The organism is Phytopseudomonas straminea (assembly GCF_900112645.1).
Classification (GTDB): domain Bacteria; phylum Pseudomonadota; class Gammaproteobacteria; order Pseudomonadales; family Pseudomonadaceae; genus Aquipseudomonas; species Aquipseudomonas straminea.
The window spans coordinates 236,275-259,416 of the sequence record NZ_FOMO01000003.1; the positions used below are offsets into that span (position 1 = coordinate 236,275).

Annotated in this window: 17 protein-coding genes; 6 read left to right on the forward strand and 11 right to left on the reverse strand. The window is 62.3% G+C overall.

What is annotated here, in order from left to right:
- Nucleotides 1-47: 47 nt before the first annotated feature.
- Nucleotides 48-1,493, reverse strand: coding sequence for a SulP family inorganic anion transporter (locus BM279_RS08855; protein ID WP_093502919.1), 1,446 nt, complete (start codon nt 1,491-1,493; stop codon nt 48-50).
- Nucleotides 1,494-2,035: 542 nt separating this feature from the next.
- Here BM279_RS08855 and fabV point away from each other — a divergent pair.
- A complete protein-coding gene (fabV, locus tag BM279_RS08860) occupies nt 2,036-3,244 on the forward strand; it encodes an enoyl-ACP reductase FabV (RefSeq protein ID WP_093502921.1) in 1,209 nt (402 codons plus the stop codon).
- A 70-nt stretch (nt 3,245-3,314) separates the two neighbouring features.
- On the opposite strand, the gene BM279_RS08865 is transcribed toward fabV, so the two are convergent.
- The gene (locus BM279_RS08865) at nt 3,315-4,421 is read right to left on the reverse strand and encodes a Gfo/Idh/MocA family protein (protein ID WP_093502923.1); all 1,107 of its coding nucleotides are present in this window, start codon (nt 4,419-4,421) and stop codon (nt 3,315-3,317) included.
- Nucleotides 4,422-4,626: 205 nt separating this feature from the next.
- Between BM279_RS08865 and BM279_RS08870 the strand changes: the two genes are divergently transcribed.
- The 3 genes from BM279_RS08870 (at nt 4,627) to BM279_RS08880 (ending at nt 8,088) form a co-directional block, all read left to right on the forward strand.
- Nucleotides 4,627-5,004: a DUF1090 domain-containing protein gene (locus tag BM279_RS08870; protein ID WP_093502925.1), complete on the forward strand. Its 378-nt coding sequence runs from the start codon at nt 4,627-4,629 to the stop codon at nt 5,002-5,004.
- Between the two features lie 629 nt (nt 5,005-5,633).
- Nucleotides 5,634-6,581 carry a helix-turn-helix domain-containing protein gene (locus tag BM279_RS08875; protein WP_093502927.1) on the forward strand — a complete coding sequence of 316 codons (948 nt, stop codon included), beginning with the start codon at nt 5,634-5,636 and terminating at the stop codon, nt 6,579-6,581.
- Nucleotides 6,582-6,978: 397 nt separating this feature from the next.
- Nucleotides 6,979-8,088 carry an MFS transporter gene (locus BM279_RS08880; RefSeq protein ID WP_093503521.1) on the forward strand — a complete coding sequence of 370 codons (1,110 nt, stop codon included), beginning with the start codon at nt 6,979-6,981 and terminating at the stop codon, nt 8,086-8,088.
- Nucleotides 8,089-8,602: 514 nt separating this feature from the next.
- On the opposite strand, the gene BM279_RS08890 is transcribed toward BM279_RS08880, so the two are convergent.
- The 9 genes from BM279_RS08890 to BM279_RS08930 form a co-directional block, all read right to left on the reverse strand.
- On the reverse strand, nt 8,603-9,898 hold the full coding sequence (locus BM279_RS08890) for an NAD(P)/FAD-dependent oxidoreductase (protein WP_093502931.1): 1,296 nt from the start codon (nt 9,896-9,898) through the stop codon (nt 8,603-8,605).
- 46 nt (nt 9,899-9,944) lie between these two features.
- A complete protein-coding gene (locus BM279_RS08895) occupies nt 9,945-10,367 on the reverse strand; it encodes a RidA family protein (RefSeq protein ID WP_027909544.1) in 423 nt (140 codons plus the stop codon).
- Between the two features lie 29 nt (nt 10,368-10,396).
- Nucleotides 10,397-11,536: an ornithine cyclodeaminase family protein gene (locus BM279_RS08900; protein ID WP_093502933.1), complete on the reverse strand. Its 1,140-nt coding sequence runs from the start codon at nt 11,534-11,536 to the stop codon at nt 10,397-10,399.
- 490 nt (nt 11,537-12,026) lie between these two features.
- Complete coding sequence (locus tag BM279_RS08905; protein ID WP_093502935.1) at nt 12,027-13,970, reverse strand: methyl-accepting chemotaxis protein; 1,944 nt, start codon at nt 13,968-13,970, stop codon at nt 12,027-12,029.
- Between the two features lie 190 nt (nt 13,971-14,160).
- Nucleotides 14,161-16,104, reverse strand: a complete 1,944-nt coding sequence (locus tag BM279_RS08910) for a methyl-accepting chemotaxis protein (protein WP_093502937.1) — start codon at nt 16,102-16,104, stop codon at nt 14,161-14,163.
- Nucleotides 16,105-16,573: 469 nt separating this feature from the next.
- Nucleotides 16,574-17,674: a polyamine ABC transporter substrate-binding protein gene (locus BM279_RS08915; protein ID WP_093502939.1), complete on the reverse strand. Its 1,101-nt coding sequence runs from the start codon at nt 17,672-17,674 to the stop codon at nt 16,574-16,576.
- A 44-nt stretch (nt 17,675-17,718) separates the two neighbouring features.
- Nucleotides 17,719-18,747, reverse strand: coding sequence for a histone deacetylase family protein (locus BM279_RS08920; RefSeq protein ID WP_093502941.1), 1,029 nt, complete (start codon nt 18,745-18,747; stop codon nt 17,719-17,721).
- A 186-nt stretch (nt 18,748-18,933) separates the two neighbouring features.
- The gene (locus BM279_RS08925) at nt 18,934-19,938 is read right to left on the reverse strand and encodes an AraC family transcriptional regulator (protein WP_093502943.1); all 1,005 of its coding nucleotides are present in this window, start codon (nt 19,936-19,938) and stop codon (nt 18,934-18,936) included.
- A 183-nt stretch (nt 19,939-20,121) separates the two neighbouring features.
- Complete coding sequence (locus tag BM279_RS08930) at nt 20,122-20,919, reverse strand: undecaprenyl-diphosphate phosphatase (protein ID WP_093502945.1); 798 nt, start codon at nt 20,917-20,919, stop codon at nt 20,122-20,124.
- A 230-nt stretch (nt 20,920-21,149) separates the two neighbouring features.
- Here BM279_RS08930 and BM279_RS08935 point away from each other — a divergent pair, with 230 nt between their 5' ends.
- Both BM279_RS08935 and BM279_RS08940 read left to right on the forward strand, forming a co-directional pair.
- Nucleotides 21,150-22,433 carry an MFS transporter gene (locus tag BM279_RS08935; protein WP_093502947.1) on the forward strand — a complete coding sequence of 428 codons (1,284 nt, stop codon included), beginning with the start codon at nt 21,150-21,152 and terminating at the stop codon, nt 22,431-22,433.
- 73 nt (nt 22,434-22,506) lie between these two features.
- Nucleotides 22,507-22,947: an HIT family protein gene (locus BM279_RS08940; RefSeq protein ID WP_093502949.1), complete on the forward strand. Its 441-nt coding sequence runs from the start codon at nt 22,507-22,509 to the stop codon at nt 22,945-22,947.
- Nucleotides 22,948-23,142 lie beyond the last annotated feature (195 nt).

Consider the following 23,142-nt stretch of genomic DNA (forward strand, 5'->3'; position numbering starts at 1 on the left):
CAGGAGCTTTACGTCAAAAGTGCGTCAGCGTCTCCCGCCGGTCGCCATCAGCCCGCCTGCATCCCTGCCCGCTTGAGCAATTGCTTGCAGCGCTCGGACAGGTGCACCACGCGCAGGTGTTTGCCGGCCTTGGTGTAGCGTTCGCGCAGGGTCATCAGGGCGGCGATGGCCGAGTAGTCGACGAAGCTCAGGTGGCGGCAGTCGATGGTCACGTGTTCGGGGTCATTGGCGGTGTCGAACTGGTTGAGAAACTGCGTGGTGGAGGCGAAGAACAGCGTGCCCCAGGGCACGTAGCGCTTGCTGCCGTCGGCTTCCAGGTGGGCTTCGGCGTGCAGGTCGCGGGCATGCTGCCAGGCGAAGTTCAGGGCGGCGATGACGATACCGCACGACACCGCCACGGCCAGGTCGGTGAACACGGTGATGATGGTCACCGCGACTATCACCAGCACGTCGTTGAGCGGCACCTTGCCAAGCACGCGCAGCGAGGCCCAGGCGAAGGTCTGCTGGGCGACCACGAACATCACGCCGACCAGGGCCGCCAGGGGAATCAGCTCGATCAGCGGCGACAGGAACAGGATATAGAGCAGGATCATCCCCCCGGCGACGATGCCGGACAGCCGGCCACGGCCGCCGGAGCTGAGGTTGATCATGGTCTGGCCGATCATCGCGCAGCCGCCCATGCCGCCGCACATGCCCGAGGCGATGTTGGCCGCGCCGAGGGCCACGCATTCGCGGTCCGGGTGGCCGCGGCTTTCGGTGATCTCGTCGGTGAGGTTGAGGGTCAGCAGGGTTTCCAGCAGGCCGACCATGGCCATCAGCACCGCGTAGGGCAGGATGATCTTGAGGGTTTCCAGGCTCCATGGAATCTGCGGCAGCGCCGGCACCGGCATGTTGCCGGCGATCTTGGCCATGTCGCCCAGGGTGTGGGTGGGCAGGTGCAGGAAGTAGGTGAGCAGGCCGACACTGAGGATCGCCGCGAGTGCCGGCGGGATGACCTTGGTCAGGCGCGGCAGGATGTAGACGATGGCCATGGTCAGCGCCACCAGGCCGAGCATCAGATACAGGGCGTTGCCCTCGATCCAGCGGCCGTCGTGCTGGAAGTGTTCCAGTTGCGCCAGGGCGATGACGATGGCCAGGCCGTTGACGAAACCGAGCATCACCGGGTGCGGCACCATGCGCACCAGCTTGCCCAGACGCAGCAGGCCGAAGGCCGTCATGATCAGGCCGCTGAGCAGCACGGTGGCGAGCAAGTACTGGGCGCCGTGCTGCACCACCAGGGCGACGATCACTACCGCCATGGAGCCTGCCGCGCCGGAGATCATGCCAGGGCGGCCGCCGAACAGCGCGGTGATCAGGCAGATGAAGAAGGCGCCGTACAGACCCATCAGCGGGTTGACCTGGGCCACCAGGGCGAAGGCGATGCATTCGGGCACCAGCGCGAACGAGGACGTGAGACCGGCCAGGATGTCGGCGCGCAGACGGGCGATTTTCATGGGTTACCTGAATCGAGCAAGACGGACGCCCTGCAGGCGCGGGGCGTAATACGGCCTGTACGGCCTTAGAGCCTGCTCAAAGTCTGCTGCGCGTCGGCACTGCGGCGTTAAAAACCGGCTCGGACTGCTCATTTACAGCTCGTAAACTCCGCGTCCTCGCCTGTTTTCGCCTTGCACTGCTCTAGCTCGCGAGACTTTGAACAGACTCTTAAAATTGGAAGGCCTGCGATGGTAAGGAATCGCCACTGCGAAGGCCAGTGCCGGGGATATGACCGGCGTTGTCTTCCCAGGTTTCGCTGCGCTCTACGCCGGGCTACGGCACGAGGTCGTGTACCTGTGGCCTGTGTTGAGCAACTCTTATACCCAGGGTCTTGGCTGACGTAGATAGCAGCGCTGCCCGTGGCCTGCGACAACCAACCCGCCGGGCAAAATGTGGCCTGGCTGGCTTTTGGAGCGACCAATAGGTCTAATTACCCTTTTTCTCGGGCGGGAAATCGGCAGTAAACTCCCGCCTGCCCAAAAACGATGACGAGGTAAACACGTTGATTATTCACCCTAAAGTTCGTGGCTTCATCTGTACCACCACCCACCCGCTGGGTTGCGAGCGCAACGTGGCCGAGCAGATCGAGGCGACACGCAAACTGGGCGTGCGTAATGACGGTCCGAAAAAGGTGCTGGTGATCGGTGCTTCCAGCGGCTACGGCCTGGCGGCGCGCATCACCGCCGCCTTCGGCTTTGGCGCCGATACCTTGGGCGTGTTCTTCGAGAAGCCGGGCACCGAAACCAAGGCCGGCACCGCTGGCTGGTACAACTCGGCAGCATTCGACAAGTTCGCCAAGGCCGAAGGCCTGTACAGCAAATCGATCAATGGCGACGCCTTCTCCGATGAAGCCCGCGCCAAGGTCATCGAGCTGATCAAGAACGAGATGGGCGGCAAGGTCGACCTGATCGTCTATTCCCTGGCTTCGCCTGTGCGTAAGCTGCCGCAGACCGGTGAAGTGGTGCGCTCGGCGCTCAAGCCGATCGGCCAGCCGTACAAGTCGACCGCCATCGATACCAACAAGGACGTGATCATCGAGGCGTCCATCGAACCGGCCAGTGAGCAGGAAATTGCCGACACCGTGACCGTCATGGGTGGCCAGGACTGGCAGCTGTGGATCGACGCCCTGGCTGGCGCCGACGTGCTGGCCGAAGGCGCGCGTACCGTGGCGTTCAGCTACATCGGCACGGAAATCACCTGGCCGATCTACTGGCACGGCGCGCTGGGCAAGGCCAAGCAGGACTTGGACGAAACCGCTCTGCGCCTGGACAAGAAACTGGCTGGCGAAGTCAAAGGCGGTGCCAACGTGGCCGTGCTCAAGTCGGTGGTCACCCAGGCAAGCTCGGCCATCCCGGTGATGCCGCTGTACCTGTCGATGGTCTTCAAGATCATGCAGGAAAAGGGCGTTCACGAAGGCACCCAGGACCAGCTCGACCGCATGTTCCGTGACCGCCTGTACCGCGCCGACGGTGCCCCGGCTGCAGTCGACGAGAAAGCCCGCCTGCGCCTGGACGACTGGGAATTGCGCGATGACGTACAGGACGCCTGCAAAGCCATGTGGCCACAGGTGACCACCGAGAACCTGTTCGAAATGACCGACTATGCCGGTTACAAGAAGCAGTTCCTCAACCTGTTCGGCTTCGAGCGCAGCGACGTGGACTATGACGCCGATGTGGCCACCGACGTGCAGTTCGACGTGGTGCAGCTGTAATCGGGTCGTTTCGACGGCATGTAAAAAGGGACGCCTCGGCGTCCCTTTTTTATTACCTGCTCGCTGCGTTTCAGCTCACCGGCTCTGTGGTGTTGACGTACTCCGGCACCTTCGCCAGCGGCAGGCGGCGCGCCTGCTCGACACTGATGCCCGGGCGTTTGGGCAGCGGGTCGAGGCGCTGCGGCTGGCCGGTTTCCAGAGCACGCTCGATCGCCTCCAGTACACGCACGTCGCGCCAGCCTTCGTCGCCGTCAGGCTCCGGCTCGCGGTTCTGCAGGATGCAGTCGGAGAAGTACTGGGTTTCCCCGGCGAACTGGTCGACCACCGGATGCTCGTGCTCGGTGGTCTTGCCGCCGATGGTGGCGCGGTAGCTGATCGCCGAGTCTTCGCCGAAGCCGAAGCAGGGGGAGGCCTCGAACTCGCCTTTGGTACCCAGTATCTGGAATCGCTCGGTGTAGGGCAGGCTGTAACTGACGGTGAATGTGGCCATGCGCTCTTCGGCAAAACGCATCGTCACTGCCACGGTATCCGGCGTATTGATTTCCCGGCCGGGGGTCTGCACGGCCACGGCGCGCACTTCCAGCGGCTCGTCATCGAACAGGTTGCGCACGGCGTTGATCGGATACGGGCCCATGTCGGTCACGGGGCCGGCCCAGTAGCCGCTCTGCATGCGGTGGTTGGCCGGGTCGACGGTCTGCGTGAAGGTCGCGCTGAACAGCCGTGGGTCGCCGATATCGCCGGCGCGAACGCGGTGAATCATCTCCACGGTGCCGGGCTCGAAGTGCAGGCGATAGGCGATCATCAGCTTGGCGCCCGAGCGCTCGGCTGCCGCGGTGATGGCCTGGCAGTCTTCCTGGCTGGTGTCCATGGGTTTTTCCAGCAGCACATGGATGCCGGCATCCAGCGCCGGCTCGGCGAATTCGCGGTGGCGGAAGTTCGGTGTGGCCAGATAGATGGCGTCGATCTCGCCGGAGGCGAGCAGGGTGGAGAATTCTTCGTAGCGGTAGCTCTTGATGTTATAGAGCTTGGCCAGCTTGTCGGCCTTGATCGGATCGCCGGTGACCAGTGCGGTGATCACCGAGTTGTCGGTCTGGCCCACGCCGGGCATGAAAGCCCCCTGGGAAATCCAGCCACCACCGACCACTGCGTAACGAACCTTGCCTTGAGCATCGGGCATTTCATCGACTCCTCTGCATCGCCGAATTGCATTGTTCGACTTCTTATTAGATCGGCAGGTGAGGCTAGACGAAGTTCCTGCAAAGTGCCTGCCGGTCGGCATTTGCGCGCTGTTTGCGGAGGCCGTGAAATCATCGTGGCAATCCGTGGTCTGTATGCGCGGCACGCCATCCGGCGCAGCTGTCTGCCGTTAATGGAGCGCGTTGATGAAAGCCCTGATCCCAAGCCTGTTGTTGGTCGCCGCCTTGCCGGCCCTGGCCGAGCAATCGGCCAACCCCTTGTGCGATGCGAAGGCCGCGAACATCGAGAAGCAGCTGCAGGCGGCCTGGGCCGAAGGCCACGCGGAAAAGGCCAAGGGCCTCAGCGCAGCATTGGACGGCGTGCGTGAGAATTGCTCGGACAAGGCGCTGATGCGCGAGCTGGAGGCCAAGGTCAACAAGGCTCGCGACGAGATACGCGAGCGCGAGGCCGACCTGCGTGAGGCCGAACTGAGCGGCGACCCGCAAAAGATCGCCAAGCGCCAGGCCAAGCTCGATGAAGCGCTACAGGACCTCAAGGAAGCAGAGGCCGAGTTCAAACACTGACCTTTCGGGGCTGCGCCGGCGGCCCCATACGTCCGGACGACCGGATGCACCGATAATCGCCCAAAAGCCGAGCCCAACCGTCGACATGACTAAAACGGGATAGCCGCCGCCCATGCCGGGGGCTAGCATCGACCTCACTTGATTGGCCCCATAATAATTATTCGCCGTCTGCGGCTACTGCCGCGCGGTTTATTTCTCGCAAAGACTGCCCTTACAACAGGTCTAGCAGAATGATCGTCTCTCCTTGCGTCGTGCATCCTCCCCAATACCGTGATCACGTGGTTCACGCTGCTGCGTCTGTCGACGAAGCCGTGTCGGTGCGTGTTCGACGACTGTTCGTTTCCCTGCTGGCCAACGCCTGCCTCGCCACCCTGGTGGTGGTAGGAGTCATCCGGTTGGCGACCTTGCGACGTCGTTAATCACGCCAAACGTGCGATGGCCAGCCTGGCTAGTCGGTACATGCCCGAAATCGGGCCTGGAGGGGCGCTGTGTCCTACTTTCAGAATCATTACGCTGCATCGTCATGCCAGAAAGCGGTGCTCTCCACCGCTCGTCGCGATGGTGGCATTCCGCCCGGTGGCAATGCCGGTGGCGCAGAGTTTGCTGCAAATGGTCGAGCGTCTGGAAAGATGGGTACGACCACCATGCTGGTGCAATGCAACTGCTTCGACGATGTAGATGTACATGCCAATTCGGTAATCGGTTGGCAGCAAACCTATGACCAGCTCGGTGCTGGTCACGCCCACACCACGCTCAAACACCTCACCGCAGAGCGGTTCCAGATTTTCCGTGAGACCTTCGACAAGCGCATCGTGCAAATCGGCGCGGCACCGGCCGGGCGACTGTGTTTGGCGATGCCGGTATGCAGCAGCGAACCGAGTGTGTTTCAGGGCAAGCCGCTGACCGGCGAAAGTGTCACCGTTCTCCACGGCGGCCAGGAGTTTTTCGTTCAGTCACCAGGCGGCATCGATCTGCTGTGCGTCGCGGTGGACATCGCCAGCCTGGAAACCTTCGCCTCCCGGGAGTTCTCCAGCGCGGATCTGTGCCAGCTGTCGCGAATCACCCGGCTCGATCTGGAGCCGGCGATGATCCACCGCATGCGCAAGCACCTGGAGCGCTTGATCGACAACGCACTGGTTGGCGAGGCATTGTCCGAGGCTGAGCTGGAAGAGCAGGTGCTGGAGTTCATGCTGGTGCTGCTCGACAGTGCCTTGGAGTGGTCGGTAGGGCGCAGCGCCAACTCCACGGTGAGCACCTATCTGGTCAAACAGAGCCAGGAACTGGCGCTGGCCAATCAGGACGAGCCGCCCTCGGTGCTTGATCTTTGCAAGCACCTGAACGTGAGCCGCAGCACCTTGCAACGTAGCTTCCTCAGCGTGACCGGTTTGCGGCCGGTGGAATACCTGCGGGCGCTGCGCCTCAATATCGCCCGTCGCCGCCTGCGCAGCACCGAAACGGAGCAACTGACCGTCGCCCGCGTTGCCAGCGATCTGGGCTTCAGCCACCTGGGGCATTTCTCCGGCGCCTACCGAACGCTGTTTGGTGAAACGCCGTCGCAAACGCCGCGTGCGCGTTGAGTGCGCAGGGTAATGAATGCGCTAATCAAGTTTCGCAGCGATCAGGGGCTGCCAATTAGTTAGCCGCCCCGTTTAATCGATAACAGTACTTGTCCATTAAGCGTTACTGGAAAATTTTTCCGGGTAGCTCTGCTGCGCGCGCAGATCGTAGGGCGCGACATGTCCGGTGAAGTTTCAAGTGCAAGTCTCAGTGAGCTGAAAAGTTGTTCCGCAGCATCCTTGCTGCGCTGTTAAACCGAAGCGCGCGCCACTCCAACTGCAATACAGATGAAGTGTTAGAAGTCCAACCTATCAGGAATGTGTCATGAACAGCCCAAGAAAAAATCCAATCGATAATGTTCGTGTTTATATATGCGCCGGCTTGTTATCGGCCTGTGGCGCGCTGCTGCTCAATGTCATGCCTGTGCTGTTCGGCGCTATCGGCGAGACCCTGGGTTACGGCGAACAGCAACTCGGTACACTGGCTCTGGCCAGCAACCTGGCGTTCGCACTGGTTGGCGTAATCTCCCTGGCCTGGCTGGGCGTATTCAGCTGGCGCACGATTGCCGCCGTGGCGACGGTGATCGTCACCCTGGGCATTGTGGCCATTCTCAACAAGCCCTCGTATGGCGAGTTGCTGGTGATCATGGCCGTGGCAGGCGGCGCGACGGGTGCGCTCTACGCCTTGGCGATGGTGATCTTCGGTGGTAGCGACCGACCAGAGCGAGCCTTCGGCTTCAAGCTGGGCATGGAATCGATTCCCGGCGCGGCGCTGTTGATTCTGCTGCCAGTCGCGGTTGCACCGCAGTGGGGCTTCGACGGCATTCTGATCGCCCTGGCAGCATCTGCCTTGTTGATGGGCCTGGCGCTTTTTGGTGTGCCGAGCCGCGCCGTGAAGCGTGAAGACCTGATCGCCGCCAGCATCCATGCCGATGCTGGCAAGCACCAGTTCATCGTGTGGATGAGCCTGGTCGCCAGCCTGGTGTTCATGACCGGCGTCATGGCCGTGTGGCCGTTCCTGGAATTGATCGGCAAGAAGACCGGCTTGTCCTCCAACGAGATCGGCACCGTGCTTTCGGTGGGCTTTCTGATCAACGCCATCGGTGGCTTCATTGCCTCCTCGCTTGGTCTCAAGCTTGGTCGCGTGATGCCGGTGGCGGCCATCGTCGCGGTGGTGCTGGTCGGCCTGGTGATCATCGGCCAGTTCACCTCGATGACCACCTTCACCGTCGGTACGCTGCTGTTCCTGCTGTCGATCAACTTCGTGCTGGCCTACACCTTCGGCCTGATGGCCGAGTTCGATACCTCCGGCAAGCTGGTGGCGCTGGGCACCGTGTGCATCTCCCTGGGCGCCGCTTTCGGGCCGGCCATTGCCGGCAGCCTGATCGAGCGTTATGACTACTCGGCAGCACTGATCTTCTCCGGCGTCTGCGCGGTGCTGACCCTGGCGATTCATGGCGGGCTCTCCATTCGCGCTACGGCGCTGCAGCAGGGCGCCGCGCAAAGCCGCCTGGTGTCGATGCCTTGAAGGCAACTCAGTGTTAATCCTCGCGCCTGGTGATCCGCCCCATAGCAGGCTTTGATCGCCAACGCTCCGACAGAGAAGGCACGTAGCTCACGCTCGGGCCTTCTCTGCTTTTTGCAGTCGCAGTGCTGGCTATAAGGGCGCACTGTGTAAGGGCAGGCCGATCTTTCAGCCCAGGTTCGTCGATTCGGTAACTAAGCGGCGGGAGCAGCCGTTCGCCGATCCACTGTGCGAGCACGCCATGCGCGCGAAAAATCGCGGGCATGGACTGGGCGTCCCCGCCCGTTCCCACAGGCCGTAGGATGGGGCGGGCCGCGTAGGTGAAACCCATCGCAATTTGATGGGTTTCACCCATCCTACGCTCTGCATCGATGTCCGCTTTTGCTTTGTAGCTGCCGCTTCATGCGCATAAAGATCGTGAACAGGCTATAAGGCGAGTTATTGAAACAGCTAAATCCCGGACAAAAAAATACCCCGCATTTTCATGCAGGGCACAAGCCGGAGCAGAGGTGAGCGCTTAGCTGAGGCGCTCGAAACGATACGGACTCGGATCGACAATCGGCGTGGTGCCGCACAGCAGGTCGGCGGCCAGTTGGCCTGCAGCCGGCGAGGTGCCGAAACCGTGACCGGAGAAGCCGGTTGCCAGGGTCAGGCCGGGAATCTTCGCGACCGGGCCGATGACCGGGTTGGAGTCCGGTGTGATGTCGATGACGCCGGCCCAGCTTTGCTCGATCTGGGCGTTGGCGAACATCGGCCAGGCGGCGACCAGGTTGCGCATCGCCTCGTCGTTCAGTGACGGGTTGGCCGCCGGGTCGAGGGTGCGGACTTTCTCGAACGGCGTGACGGAAGTGCCTTTCCAGCTGCGCGCCAGGGCCAGGTCCTTGAAGAACTCCTTGCCAAAGGACACGCGCAGGAAATCACGCTGCGCCTTGAGCTGCGGCAGATAGCGCATGCCGATCAGCAGGTGGTCGAGGGTCAGGTGTGCATCCAGGGCGCCGCGCTGGGTGACGATGAAACCGCCATCCTTGTGGCGACGGAACGAGAAGTCCGGTGCGCCCAGGGCGATTTCGGTCGGCCCGTCCATCGGCTTGGTGCGCATCACCGAGCAGGTCAGCGGCAGGGTCGGCAGGTTGATGCCGTGGTTGCCGAGAAAGCGACGCGACCACATGCCACCGGCGAGCAGCACCTGCTCGCAGCGAATCTCGCCACGCTCGGTCAGCACGCCGCTGACACGCCCACCGCTGGTCACCAGGGTCCGCACTGCGCAGTTCTCGATGATCAGCGCGCCCTTTGCCATCGCCGCTTTGGCGATGGCGCTGGAGGCCAGGGTTGGCTCCGCGCGGGCATCGGAAGGCGTGTAGATACCGCCCGCCCACTGGCCTTGGCCCCCGGGTGCCATCTTGGCGATTTCCGCGGTGCTGACCAGCCGCGAGTCCAGGTTTAGCGAGGCGACCGATTTCAGCCAGCCCTCGTGCATGGCCATCTGCGCGTCGTTACGGGCGACGAACATGATGCCGGCCTGACGAAAGCCCACATCCTGGCCAACGCGTTCCGGCATCTGCAGCCACAGCCGCTCGGCGGCCAGGGCCAGGGGAATATCGTGCATATGGCGGTTGGTCTTGCGTACCCAACCGAGGTTGCGCGAAGACTGCTCGGCCGCGATGCGGCCTTTCTCCAGTACCACCACCGGGATGTTGCGCTCGGCCAGCGTCAGGGCCGCGGTGAGGCCGATGATGCCCCCACCGATGATGACCACGGCGCTGTTCGAGGGAAACTCGGTGGAGGTTTGTACGGGCTCTATTCGAGGCGACATAAAGAGCACTCAACAGTAAGGGTGATGACGTGACAGAAAACCTGGCTCACTGAGCCAGGTTGATTTTCTTCACGTCGGCGCGCGAGGCACCACGGAAAGCGGTCAGCTCCAGTTCGACCTTGTAGACGGTCGAGCCCAGAGGCGGGCAGGTGACTGTCGAGGCCGGGTCGATGCCGCGGAATTTCTCGCCGACGATGGTCATCACCGCCGGTACGTCCTGCGGGTTCTGGATGAACACGCGCGAACACACCACGTCGGCCAGGCTGGAATCTACGGCTGCCAGTGCCGACTCGATGTTGGCGAACACTTGGTGGGTCTGCTCGGCCAGGTCCTCGGAGATCTCCTTGGTGTCCGGGTTGCGGCCGGCGGTGTTGGACACGAAGATCCAGTCGCCTACCGCGACCACGCGCGAGTAGCTGCCCATTTCTTCGTACTTGGAACCGGTTTTGACTTTGCTGATGGTGGTCATGGCGTAGGGTCCTTGAGGGAGTGAGAGGGTTAGCGCAGGGCTGGGGTTTCCCAGAGGTTCAGCTTCACGCCGATACCCAGTTCGAGCGCCTTGCGGTACACCACGGTGCCCCAGGCCACATCCTCGACCGGCATGCCACCGACCGACATGATGATGATTTCGTCTTCGCTGCGACGGCCCGGGGCTTCCCCGGCGATGATCTTGCCGATGTCTTCGAGATGGTCGAGGGGCAGCTTGCCTTCCTCGAGCATGTCCATGAAACGCACGCCGATCACCGGTACGTGGTTGTGGGCAGGCTTGGGCAGCTCTTCGAACCAGGCCTGGTACAGGCCAATGTTGTCGAGCACCTTGCGCACGTCGTGCTGTTCCATGCCTTCATCGATGTTGCAGCCGGCCGGCATGGCCAGGAAAGCGCCGGGTTTGACCCACTCGCGCTTGACCAGCGGGTATTCGGTCGGGTCACCGGTGCGGCCGGAAGTGCAATAGGTCACCAGGTCGGAGCCGCGCACCACGTCTTCGATGCTGTCGACCACTTCGATGGTGGTGATCTGCGGGTAGGTTTCCTTCACCCAGCCAATGAAATCGTCGAGGCTCTTCTGGCTGCGACCCTTGAGCTTGAGGGTGTCGATCAGCGGGCACACGGCGATGAAGGCTGCGAGGGTGGTCTTGCCCATCACGCCTGGACCGAGCAGGCCGACGACGCGCGAGTCCTTGCGGGCCAGGTGGCGTGCGCCAACGCCCGGAATCGCACCGGTGCGATATGCCGACAGCAGGTTGGCCGACATGTGGGCCAGCGGAGCACCGGTGTCGACGTCAGTGAGGGTGAACATCAGGATCGAGCGCGGCAGGCCTTTCTCGCGGTTCTCGACGTTGGAGCCGTACCACTTTACGCCGGCAGTGCGGAAGCTGCCGCCCAGGTAGGCCGGCATCGCCATCATGCGGCGGTCGGCAGCGTGGCGCGGCATGCTCGGGAAGGGAGAGTCTTCCGGGAAACACACCATGGCGCCGTGGGAATCGTTGTTCGGGCCGGCCATCCGATAGTCGCCTTTGTACAACAGCTCGAATACCTCTTCCATGGTATTGACGCAGCCGAGCATGTCGGTCACGCCAGCGCGAATCATGTCTTGTTCGGAGAGGTAGATGAAGTCGATTCTTGTATTAGTAGTCATGGCATTCTCGGGGTCGGAAGTGCAGGCCTGGCACAACTTGGAAGATGACGCTGCCGCGCGTTATGCAAACAAAAGCATCGGTGAAGTTGCATAACGCTCAGTGCGCGCAGGGCAATTGGTTATTAGTGGTTTTTTATTCACGGATGAATAAAAAACAGAAAACCAGTTGGGCCAAGTTGATGGTAGGTAAGTCGCCCCGATGCCGGCTATCCCATATTGGTCACTGTTGCAGGCAAATAACTTCGGCTGGCGCACTCTTTTGGGGCGTCGAATAAAGAGCCGGTTTGATAAGTATTGATGTGCTTATCGACGGGTATTCATCAATAGCGCGACGGGCTGGAAAATAAGCTGTCGGGAGGCAGTTCAATGGCCCCGAAAAGTCGATAGCGGAACGCTATCGAGCGCGGTCATTTAGCGAAATTTGCTTGAGATAAGTTACGAATCACTGCCGGAGCGCAAGCATTGCGCTTGCGCTCCGGGCAATGGTCCCTTAGGTGCGGAAGCGCCCGACCAGGCCATTCAGCTCGCCCGATAGTGCCTCCAGGCGCTGCGAGTCGGTGCGTGCCGAATGGGCCAACTCCTCGACCAGCTGGGCATCGGTATGGATCTGCGCGATGTGGCGGTTGATGTCTTCGGCCACGTGGTGCTGCTCCTCGGCGGCGGTGGCGATCTGGTTGTTCTGGTCGCGGATCTCGTCTACCGAGGCGCGAATCTGCTCGAAGCTGTCGCGGGCATGCTGGATGCGCTCCACGCTTTGCAGCGACATGCTCAGGCTGCTCTGCATCTGCTTGGTGACTTCCTGGGTGCGCCGCGCCAGGCCGCCGAGCAGGCCATCGATCTCGCCGGTGGAATCCGCCGTGCGTTTGGCCAGCGCACGCACTTCGTCGGCGACTACCGCGAAGCCGCGGCCCTGTTCGCCGGCTCGTGCTGCTTCGATGGCTGCGTTGAGGGCCAGGAGGTTGGTCTGCTCGGCGATCGAGCGGATGGTATCGAGGATGGCGTTGATGTTCTGGCTGTCCTGCTCCAAAACCTGCATGGCCTGGGCAGATTTCTGCAAGTTTTCGCTGAGCTGGGTGACGCTGCCGGTGGCTTCGTCGATTTGTTGCTGGCCATCGTGCACCTGGCGCTGGCCGGAGTCGGCGGACGAGGCGGCGTTGCTGCACGAACGGGCCACTTCATTGGCGGTGGCGACCATTTCGTTGAAGGCGGTGGACACCAGCTCCACGGCTTCACGCTGGCGGCCGGCGGCATCGTTCATGTCGCGGGCCACGCGGGTGCTGGCGTCCGACGCGGTCTGCAGGTCCGCCGAAGCGCTGCCAATGCGTTGTACCAGCGTGCGGATGGCGCCCAGGAACTGGTTGAACCAGCGCGCCAGCAGGGCGGTTTCATCGTTTCCGCGCACATCCAGGCTGCGAGTCAGGTCGCCTTCGCCCTGGGCGATGCCTTCCAGACCGCCTGCCACGCTGCGGATCGGCTTGACGATCAGCCCGGCGAAACTGGCGCCGACGATGGCGAACAGCACCGCCAGCACCGCGGCGATCACGCCGATCTGCCAGGTCAGGCTGGTAGCCTTGGCCATCACTTCGCTGCGCTCGATCAGACCGATAAAGCGCCAGCCGAGGGTTTTAGACGACCACACGTTGGCCATATAGGACACCCCGCCCAGTTCGACTTCCACCAGGCCTTGCTCGACCTTGGCCAGCTCTGCGTAACCGTCGCCCAGCTCGCTGATCAGCTTGAAGTTGTGCTCCGGGGTGCGCGGGTCGACCAGCACGTTGCCGTTGCTTTCCAGCAGCATCAAATAACCGCTTTCGCCGAGCTTGATCTGCTTGACCAACTCGGTGAGTTGCTTGAGCGACACGTCCAGACCAACCACGCCGACGGGCTTGCCCTGGGCATCATCAACGGTGTGCACCGTGCCCATCAGCACCACATCATCAGGCGCCCAGTAGTAAGCGGCGGTGCGTACGGTTTTGCCTGGCGCGGCCACAGCGGCCTTGTACCAAGGGCGAACGCGCGGGTCATAGCTGCTCAGCTTGGCATCGTCCGGCCAGGAGGCATAACCCCCATCTGCCTTGCCAAGCGACAGGTAGGCAGTGCTCGGGTGGCTGGCAGCGAACTGGCCGAACATTTCCAGAAATGCCTTGCCTTCATCGGTCTGCGGAATCTGCGCGGCATCGGCGCCCGTGTAGTTCTTCAGCTCGCCGGCGTTGCGCACTACCGGAAGCTTGGCCAGGTACTCGACGTTCTGCGCGATGGCGTCGAAGAACTGGTTCATGGCGTTTTCGATCTGCCGGATTTCGCGGCTGCTGCTGTCCAGGAAGTCGTCCTGCGCCTGGCTGCGCAAATTGACCACCACCACGACGGCGACCAGCACGACGGGCACACAGGCAATGGCCGCGAAGGCCCAGGTGAGTTTCTGTTTGATGTTCACGATGGTTCCTGCAGTGTCGTAAAGCGTTTTTTGGGTTTTTTTAAGCTTTGAAGCAGGCAGAAAGGATGGCTGGTGAATTTGTAGTCGTTGTGAACACTGAGTCGGCGTGACTGACGCAAACTTGAGCGCCCGCCCCTCACGTTTTTTTGTGATGGGCAGGCGTAGAGGCGGGGATGAAAGAGAGGACGTATCAGGTTCTGAAGCGGCGAACCAGGCCATTGAGCTCGCCGGAGAGAGTTTCCAGGCGCTGCGAGTCGCTGCGCGCCGAGTGGGCCAGTTCCTCGACCAGCTGGGCGTCGGTATGGATCTGCGCGATGTGCCGGTTGATGTCCTCGGCGACCTGATGCTGCTCCTCGGCGGCGGTGGCGATCTGGCTGTTCTGATCGCGGATTTCGTCTACAGAGGCGCGGATCTGTTCGAAGCTGTCGCGGGCCTGCTGGATGCGCTCGACGCTCTGCTGCGACATGCTCAGGCTGCTTTGCATCTGCTTGGTCACGTCCTGGGTGCGCTTGGCCAGGCCGCCAAGCAGACCGTCGATTTCCCCGGTGGAGTCCGCGGTGCGTTTGGCCAGGGCGCGGACTTCGTCGGCCACTACCGCGAAACCGCGGCCCTGTTCACCGGCCCGGGCGGCCTCGATGGCCGCGTTGAGGGCCAGCAGGTTGGTCTGTTCGGCGATCGAGCGGATGGTATCGAGGATGGCGTTGATGTTCTTGCTGTCCTGCTCCAGCACCTGCATGGCCTGGGCGGACTTTTGCAGGTTCTCGCTGAGCTGGGTGACGCTGCCGGTGGCTTCGTCGATCTGCAGCTGGCCGCCGTGCACCTGGCGCTGACCGGAGTCCGCGGAGCTGGCGGCCTGGCTGCAAGAGCGGGCCACTTCGTTGGCGGTGGCGACCATTTCGTTGAAGGCGGTGGACACCAGCTCCACGGCTTCGCGTTGGCGCACGGCCGCATCGTTCATGTCCAGGGCCACTCTGGTGGTGGCATCCGAGGCGGTCTGCAGATCCGCCGAAGCGCTGCCGATACGCTGCACCAGGGTGCGAATGGCGCCCAGGAACTGGTTGAACCAGCGCGCCAGCAGGGCGGTTTCGTCGTTGCCGCGTACATCCAGATTGCGGGTCAGGTCGCCTTCACCCTGGGCGATGCCTTCCAGACCACCGGCCACGCTACGGATCGGTTTGACGATCAGCCCGGCAAAGCTGGCGCCGACGATGGCGAATAGCACCGCCAGCACCGCGGCGATCACGCCGATCTGCCAGGTCAGGCTGGTGGCCTTGGCCATCACTTCACCGCGCTCGATCAGGCCGATGAAACGCCAGCCCAGCTTCTCGGATGACCAGACGTTGGCCATGTAGGTCACGCCGTCCAACTCGACCTCCGCGAAGCCGCTCTTCACGCCGGCCAGTTCGCGAAAGCCGTCACCCAGTTCGTCCAGGCGCTTGAAGTTGTGCGCCGCATCGCGCGGGTCGACCAGCACGTTGCCGCTGCTTTCCAGCAGCATCAGGTAGCCGCTTTCGCCGAGCTTGATCTGCTTGACCAGGTCGGTCAGCTGCTTGAGCGACACGTCCAGGCCGATGGCGCCTACGGGCTGGCCCTGGGCGTTGTCGACGGTGTGCACGGTGCCCATCAGCACCACATCATCGGGGGCCCAGTAGTAGGCCGGGGTGCGCACGATCTTGCCTGGCGTGGCCATGGCCGCTTTGTACCAGGGGCGCTGGCGCGGGTCGTAGCTGTTGAGCTTGGGGTCATCTGGCCACACCAGGTAGCCGCCATCCTGGTGGCCCACCTGCAGGTAGGCGGTGGTCGGGTGGCTGGTGGCGAACTGGTTCAGGCCGTAGAGCAGCGCCTGATTGATGGCAGGCAGGGGCACCTGGGCGGCATCGGCGGCGGTGTAGTTCTTGAGGTTCCGGGTGGTTCGCAGCAGATCGCTCTTGGCCAGGTATTCGACGTTCTGGGCGATGGCATCGAAGAACTGGTTCATCGCGTTGTCGATCTGCCTGATCTCGCGGCTGCTGCTATCGAGAAAATCTTCCCGGGCCTGCTCGCGCAGGTTGATGACGATCACGATGGCGACCAGCACCACGGGTACACAGGCAATGGCCGCAAAGCCCCAGGTAAGCTTCTGTTTGATGTTCACGATGATTCCTGCTTGAGCGAAGGCTGTTGTTTTTTTTGGTAAAGGCAGCCAAAACGGACATTGCGTGGTGATGGCTTAATGCTAGGGGAGCGTAAATCATTGGTATGTGGTATGCCAGCTATTTGGCGTCAGCGATTGATCGTTGTTGTGTCGGTACGCGGGCTTGAGCACCGGCGTGGCTAGCCTAACGAAGTGCAGCCGGCTGATTGTGAAGCAGTGGGAATCGCCGGCGCGATGCAGGCAGGTAAGCTGTCGGCGTGATGAGGTAGTGCTTGAGCATGACAGTCCTTGTCGGCGTGGGAGGGGCGGCGGATCTACAGCGGTGCTGCTTTGCTGCGCGTGTGTCGGCTGTAATAAATAAGAGAGCGTTGCGGGCAAAACTATCTTCGCCACCAGGCTATAGCGCAGCAGGTCAGCCCGAAAAGTACGATCCCGCGGCAGGCGCGGGATCGTTGAGTGAAGACAGTTGTTAGCTGCCAGTCTTGATCTTCACCCAGGCACGGGTGCGCACCCGTTCGATCTTCTGGGGCAAGGGTTGGATGCTGAACAGGGTTTTCTGCAGTTCAGGTGTTGGCGTCAGGTCCGGGTTGCCGCTGATCGCCTTGTCCACCAGTGGCATGGAATCCCTGTTCGGGTTGGGATAACCGAGGAAATCGCTGATCGGTGCGATCACCTTGGGATCGAGCAGGTTGTTGAGGAACTCGTGGGCTTCCTCGACGTTCTGGGCGCTTTTCGGGATGGCAAAGGTATCGAACCAGATCGGGGCGCCTTCCTTGGGTAGGCGCCATTCGACCTTCACGCCGTTACCGGCTTCCTTGGCGCGGTTGGCGAACTGGTAGAAGCTGCCTGAATAGCCGATGGCCACACAGATGTCGCCGTTGGCGATGTCGGTCATGTACTTGGCCGAGTGGAAATAGGTCACGTAGGGGCGCACCTTCATGAGCAGTTCGGTGGCCTTCTCGTAATCCTGCGGGTTGGTGCTGTTAGGCGGCAGGCCCAGGTAGTGCAGGGCGATGGGCAAAATCTCGTTGGGCGCATCGAGCATGGTCACGCCGCACTGTTTGAGCTTTTCCATATTCTCGGGCTTGAACACCAGGTCCCAGCTATTCACGGGCGCGTTTTCGCCGAGTGCGGCCTTGACCTTGTCCGGGTTGTAGCCGATCAGTACAGTGCCGTACATGTAGGGCACGCCGTACTGGTTACCGGGGTCGTTGGTTTCCAAGAGCTTGAGTAGCGCTGGATCGAGGTGCTTCCAATTGGGCAGCTTGCTCTTGTCGAGTTTCTGGAACACGCCAGCCTTGATCTGGGTGTCGAGGAACATGTTAGACGGCACCACCAGGTCGTAGCCCGAGTTGCCGGTCAGCAGCTTGGCTTCCAGCGCCTCGTTGGTCTCGAAGGTGTCCCAGGTCAGCTTGATGTCGGTCTTCTGCTGAAAGTCCTTGAGAGTCTGCGGCAGCATGTAGTCCGCCCAGTTGTAGACCCGCAACTCCCGTGCTTCGACCATGGTGCTACTGGCCAGCAGCGCCGCTCCACAAAGCGTGGCGCTGAACAGATGGTGGAGATTTTTCATCGTTATGTGCTCCGTTGTAGGCGTGTTGTCGGCAGTCTTTAGGGTCAAGCACCCTCGAAACCTTCCAGTACGTTCACCGCATTGATGCCGATCTCCTCCACCGCGTAACCGCCCTCCATCACGAACAGGGTGGGTTTGCCGAGGCGCGCTATGCGTTCGCCCATGCGCAGGTAGTCGGGGCTGTCGAGTTTGAATTGGGAAATCGGGTCTTCCTTGAACGTATCCACCCCCAGCGACACCACGATCACATCGGGCGCGTACTCGGTGATACGGGCGCAGGCCTGCTCCAACGCCGCACTCCAGCGATCCCAGCCACTGCCCGAAGCCAGCGGCAGGTTGAGGTTGAAGCCCTTGCCCGCGCCTTCGCCGACTTCGTCGTGGTAACCGAGAAAAAACGGGAATTCGAAGCTTGGGTCGCCATGTATCGAGGTCACCAGCACGTCGCTGCGTTCGTAGAAGATCGACTGGGTGCCGTTACCGTGGTGGTAGTCCACGTCGAGAATCGCCACGCGCTTGCAGCCCTGGTCGAGAAACGCCTGGGTGGCGATGGCGGCATTGTTCAGATAGCAGTAGCCGCCCATCAGGTCGGCGGCGGCGTGGTGACCTGGTGGGCGGCACAGGGCGAAGGCGCTAGTGGCGCCAGCGCTGATCAACTGCTGGCCAGTGAGGGCGACCTGCGCGGCGCTCCAGGCCGCTTGCCAGGTGCCGGCCGTGATTGGTGCGCCGCCATCGAAACTGTAGTAACCCAGCTGCCCGAGCAGGGTGTCCGGCAGCACGCTGCGCAGCGTGCGCGCAGGCCAGGTGAAGGGCAGGATATCGCTATCGCGGCCCATGGCAGTCCAGCGTGGCCAAGCGGTTTCGAAAAAGCTCAGGTAATCGCGGTCATGAATGCGTTCGATCGGCGCACGGCCGAAGTCGCTCGGCTCGAGCACGTCGCCGAGCCCCTGCTTGCGCACCCTGGCGAGTACATGGTCGGCCCGCGAAGGCATTTCAAAGCAGGGTTTGAGTTCCCCGTCGATGATTTCGCAGCGTCCATGGTGCAGCTGGTGGTCATCGCTGTAGATCGTCTGCATGTTCGGCTCTCCCGCTGTTGATGACAGCATTCTTGGCCGCATTCGGTTGGGGAGGAAATGAGCGCAACGGCCAAAAGGGGATAGATGTGGCCACCAAATGGCGCACGGGCGAACCACATCGGTGCGCATGCTTGGCGTGTCGGCTGCCCAGTCGATGGGCAAGGCCGTGCCAGGTCCGCGGTGTCTTCAGGCCAGGGCAGGGCGCCGGTAGCGGCTAGGCGAGGTGCCGCTCCAGCGCTGGAAAGCGTGGCGAAAACTGGCCGTTTCGCTGTAGCCCAGTGCCTCGGCGATATGGGCAATGGGCAGACGTTCTTCGCCCAATAAGCGGCGCGCCTGCTCGAAGCGCAACTCGTCGAGCAGGCTCTGGTAGCTGGTGCCTACTTCCTGCAATTGCCGGCGTAGGGTGCGCGACGAACAGCGTAACTGACGTGCCAGGCCATCGAGTCCAGGCGAGTCCGGCAATTGGCTGGCGAGCAGTTGGCGCACGCGACTGATCAGCGCCTGGTGGGAGAGGAACTCGCGGTTCAGCTGGCGACAACGTTCCAGGGTATCGCGGTGTGTCACCGGGTCGGCCAGGGGTAGGCGGCGATCCAGCCACTGGCTGTCGAAGACGATGGCGTTATCGGCGGCGTTGAACTGTACTGGACAGCCGAAATCGCGGCTGTACTGTCGCTGATAGCGTGGCGCGCGGTGGTTGAAACGAGCTGCTTCGAGAGGCAGCTGGCGACCGAGCAGGTCATCGCAGATCAGCTTCAGGGAAGCCAGGCAGAACTCGGTATTGAAGGTGGAGAGCTCCGCAGCGTCACGGTAGTCGCTGGCTTCGATCCACGCCTGCGCGCCCTCGCGACGCAGACGCAGTTCGAACAGGGTGCCCAGCAAGGCTGGAAAGCTGAATGCTACCTGAAGCGCCTCACCCAACGTCGCCGCTGAAAGCAGGCTGAAGCCCAGCAAACCGTAGGAAGACACGTGCATGCGCCGGCCCAGCAGCAGGCCAAGATCCTGGCAGCGGTCGGTGGCGTTGCGAAACACCTGACGCTCCTGGGCGATGCTGATGCGCATCTCCGGACGCTGCAGGTCGGCCGGAGCGATACCGCTGCCGGCCAGCAATTCGTCGATGCAGGCGCCGTTCTGGCAGAGCGTATCCAGGGCCAGCACGACGGCGTGAAGCGTGGTCAGGTGGGAGTGCTGCATGGGGGCACGCCTTCTCGTAACGGGTCCGAGAATCATGCAGTAAGCATGCCCGTGCCCGGCGTCGCCCGCTTTGGGGTTTCGCTGGGCAGCGTGGCGTGCGGATGTAGGGGAAGGTAACGTCGGGCCAGCCGGTAGTGGGATATCGAGCGCAGCCTGCCTGCCGGCGCTGCGCTCGACCCGTGCTTAGAGCGCCACGAACAGCAGGACGGTGCCGAGGATCAGACGGTAGATCACGTAGGGCAGCATGCCCACGCGATCCAGCGCGGCCAAAAACAGCTTGATGCACAGGAACGCCGAAGCAAAAGACAGGCCGATGCCCCAGGCCATGTCGCCCCAGTGCGCGCCATCGCCTTGCTCGATCAGATGCACCGCCTTGAGGCTGCCGGCGGCGAGAATCAGCGGAATCGATAGCAGGAAGGAAAAGCTCGCCGCGCTCTTGCGGTCGAAGCCAAGCATCAGCGCGGCGGTCATGGTGATGCCCGAGCGCGAGGTGCCGGGAATCAGCGCGAGCATCTGCGCCAGGCCGATCAGCAGCGCATGGCGCCAGTTCATGCGGCTCATGTCGGCGTCGCGGCTGCCTTTGGCGTCGGCCCACCAGAGCACCAGGCCGAACACGATGGTAGTGGTGCCGATCACCAGCATGGAGCGGGTGTACTGCTCGATCAGCGATTCGAACAGCAATCCGGCCACTGCTGCCGGGATGGTCGCCAGGAGGATCATCCAGCCCATGCGGCTTTCCGGTGTGGCGCGGCGGTGCACCACATGCCCCAGCCAGCCGCTCACGATGGCGGCAATCTGCTGACGAAAGGCGAGCACCACGGCCATCAGGGTGCCGACGTGTACGGCGACGTCGAAGGCTTGACCCTGATCCGGCCAGCCCAGCAGTTGCGAGGGCAGGATCAGGTGGGCAGAAGAGGAAACGGGGATGAATTCGGTGACGCCTTGAATCAGCGACAGAACGAGCAGGTGTAGCCAGTCCATGAGGGTCCTTAATGAGGGAGCTAACGAATGTGAACTGCGGGGTATGACCCGGTGTGTGTCCGTTTTTCTCCCTCCGAACCTGTCTGTAACCTGAAATGTGTGCACACAATTTCGCAGGCGGCCCGAATTCTGCCGCGCTACGGCGCTGCTCACGCGCTACGAATTTGCTATCGTGAGCGCCCCGCGGGCCAAGTACGCGGGGCTCCGTAGACCTCCCGAGAATTCCCTTCATGCAATCTGCAGCATCGTCGGCACCCGGCCGCCCCCTGACCCGTAGCGATTACAAGACCTTGTCCCTGTCCGCACTCGGCGGCGCGCTGGAATTCTACGATTTCATTATTTACGTGTTCTTTGCCACCATCGTCGGCAAGCTGTTCTTCCCGCCAGACATGCCCGATTGGCTGCGCATGCTGCAGACCTTCGGCATCTTCGCCGCCGGCTACCTGGCACGCCCGCTGGGCGGCATCATCATGGCCCACTTCGGCGACTTGATCGGCCGCAAGCGCATGTTCACCCTGAGCATCCTGATGATGGCGGTGCCCACCCTTATCATGGGCCTGCTGCCGACCTACGCGCAGATCGGCATCCTCGCGCCGCTGATGCTGCTGCTGATGCGCATCATCCAGGGTGCGGCGATTGGCGGTGAAGTGCCCGGCGCCTGGGTATTCGTTTCCGAGCACGTGCCGGCGCGCCATATCGGCTACGCCTGCGGCACCCTGACTTGCGGCCTGACCACCGGCATCCTGCTCGGCTCGCTGATGGCCACGCTGATCAACAGCGTATTCACCGCCGAGCAAGTGCTCGACTGGGCCTGGCGTGTGCCGTTCCTGATCGGCGGCGTGTTCGGCCTGTTCGCCATGTACCTGCGCCAGTGGCTGCACGAAACCCCCGTGTTCACCGAAATGCAGCAGCGCAAGGCGCTGGCCGCGGAATTGCCGTTGAAAACCGTGGTGCGCGACCACCGCGGCAGCGTGGCGATTTCCGCACTGCTGACCTGGCTGCTGTCGGCCGGCATCGTGGTGGCGATCCTGATGACGCCGACCTTCCTGCAGACCTTCTACGGCTTCAACGCGGTCACTTCGCTGAAGGCCAACAGCCTGGCCATCGTCATGCTCAGCATCGGCTGCATCATCAGCGGCGCCCTGTGCGACCGCATCGGCGCTGGCCGCGTACTGGTGGTTGGCTGCAGCGCGCTGGCGATCTGCGCCTGGTTCTTCTACAGCGGCCTGTACACCAATCCGCAGTGGCTGTTCCCGCTGTACGCACTGGTCGGCCTGTTCGTCGGCACCATCGGCGCAGTGCCCTTCGTGATGGTCCACGCCTTCCCGGCTCCGGTGCGTTTCAGCGGCCTGTCGTTCTCCTACAACATGTCCTACGCGGTATTCGGCGGCCTGACGCCGGTGGCAGTATCGCTGCTGGTCAAATGGAGCCCGCTGGGCCCGGCGTACTACCTGATTTCCCTGTGCGGCGTGGGCGTGATCATCGGCCTGACGCTACTGCGCAAAGGTCGTTGAATAGCTGACTGCTTCGCACCTGCCGGCCGAGGCGGTATGGTGCGAGCACGTTCATAACGCGATGGAGAAGCCCATGAGCCTTTACGGCGATTACGATTCGCAGAACATCTTCGCCAAGATCATTCGCGGCGAGATGCCTTGCTACAAGCTGTATGAAGACGACGACGTGCTGGTGTTTCTCGACCTGTTTCCGCAGTCGTTCGGCCATACCCTGGTGATCCCCAAGCGCGCCGAAGCCCGCAATTTGCTGGAAATCGACGCCGACAATCTGACCAAGTTGACCCTGGCCGTGCAGAAGGTCGCTCGCGTATTGGCTGACGAGCTGCAGCCCGATGGCGTGCAGATCGCCCAGTTCAATGGCGCGCCCGCTGGCCAGACGGTGTTTCATATCCATATGCACGTGATTCCGCGCTTCACCGAGCAGGGGCTGCAGAACCATGCCAGCGGCAAGGCCGACCCAGCCGAGCTGGAGAAGCTGCAGGCCCGGCTGGTGAAGCGTTTTCAGAGTGCCTGAGCGAAGGGCTGCAGACTTGCCCGAGTGAGCGGGTAGCGCGCCAGCGGCGCACTAACTCGGGCATGGATTGGGCGTGCCCGCCCACACGCCACACTCGCCTATGGGCCGGACTGCTCGCTTTTCATGAAGCGGGCCACATAGGTCGAGGAGCGCAGCGACTATACCCATCATCGCTACGCTGAGCCCTGCTGACAC

What these genes read in the sequence shown, in the direction of transcription:
- BM279_RS08920 (WP_093502941.1), bottom strand. Translation starts at nt 18,747, where the DNA reads ATGCAGACGATCTACAGCGATGACCACCAGCTGCACCATGGACGCTGC.
- BM279_RS08925 (WP_093502943.1), bottom strand. Translation starts at nt 19,938, where the DNA reads ATGCAGCACTCCCACCTGACCACGCTTCACGCCGTCGTGCTGGCCCTG.
- BM279_RS08880 (WP_093503521.1), top strand. Translation starts at nt 6,979, where the DNA reads ATGCCTGTGCTGTTCGGCGCTATCGGCGAGACCCTGGGTTACGGCGAA.
- BM279_RS08870 (WP_093502925.1), top strand. Translation starts at nt 4,627, where the DNA reads ATGAAAGCCCTGATCCCAAGCCTGTTGTTGGTCGCCGCCTTGCCGGCC.
- BM279_RS08900 (WP_093502933.1), bottom strand. Translation starts at nt 11,536, where the DNA reads ATGACTACTAATACAAGAATCGACTTCATCTACCTCTCCGAACAAGAC.
- BM279_RS08855 (WP_093502919.1), bottom strand. Translation starts at nt 1,493, where the DNA reads ATGAAAATCGCCCGTCTGCGCGCCGACATCCTGGCCGGTCTCACGTCC.
- BM279_RS08875 (WP_093502927.1), top strand. Translation starts at nt 5,634, where the DNA reads ATGGGTACGACCACCATGCTGGTGCAATGCAACTGCTTCGACGATGTA.
- BM279_RS08935 (WP_093502947.1), top strand. Translation starts at nt 21,150, where the DNA reads ATGCAATCTGCAGCATCGTCGGCACCCGGCCGCCCCCTGACCCGTAGC.
- BM279_RS08915 (WP_093502939.1), bottom strand. Translation starts at nt 17,674, where the DNA reads ATGAAAAATCTCCACCATCTGTTCAGCGCCACGCTTTGTGGAGCGGCG.
- BM279_RS08930 (WP_093502945.1), bottom strand. Translation starts at nt 20,919, where the DNA reads ATGGACTGGCTACACCTGCTCGTTCTGTCGCTGATTCAAGGCGTCACC.
- BM279_RS08940 (WP_093502949.1), top strand. Translation starts at nt 22,507, where the DNA reads ATGAGCCTTTACGGCGATTACGATTCGCAGAACATCTTCGCCAAGATC.
- BM279_RS08865 (WP_093502923.1), bottom strand. Translation starts at nt 4,421, where the DNA reads ATGCCCGATGCTCAAGGCAAGGTTCGTTACGCAGTGGTCGGTGGTGGC.
- BM279_RS08895 (WP_027909544.1), bottom strand. Translation starts at nt 10,367, where the DNA reads ATGACCACCATCAGCAAAGTCAAAACCGGTTCCAAGTACGAAGAAATG.
- BM279_RS08890 (WP_093502931.1), bottom strand. Translation starts at nt 9,898, where the DNA reads ATGTCGCCTCGAATAGAGCCCGTACAAACCTCCACCGAGTTTCCCTCG.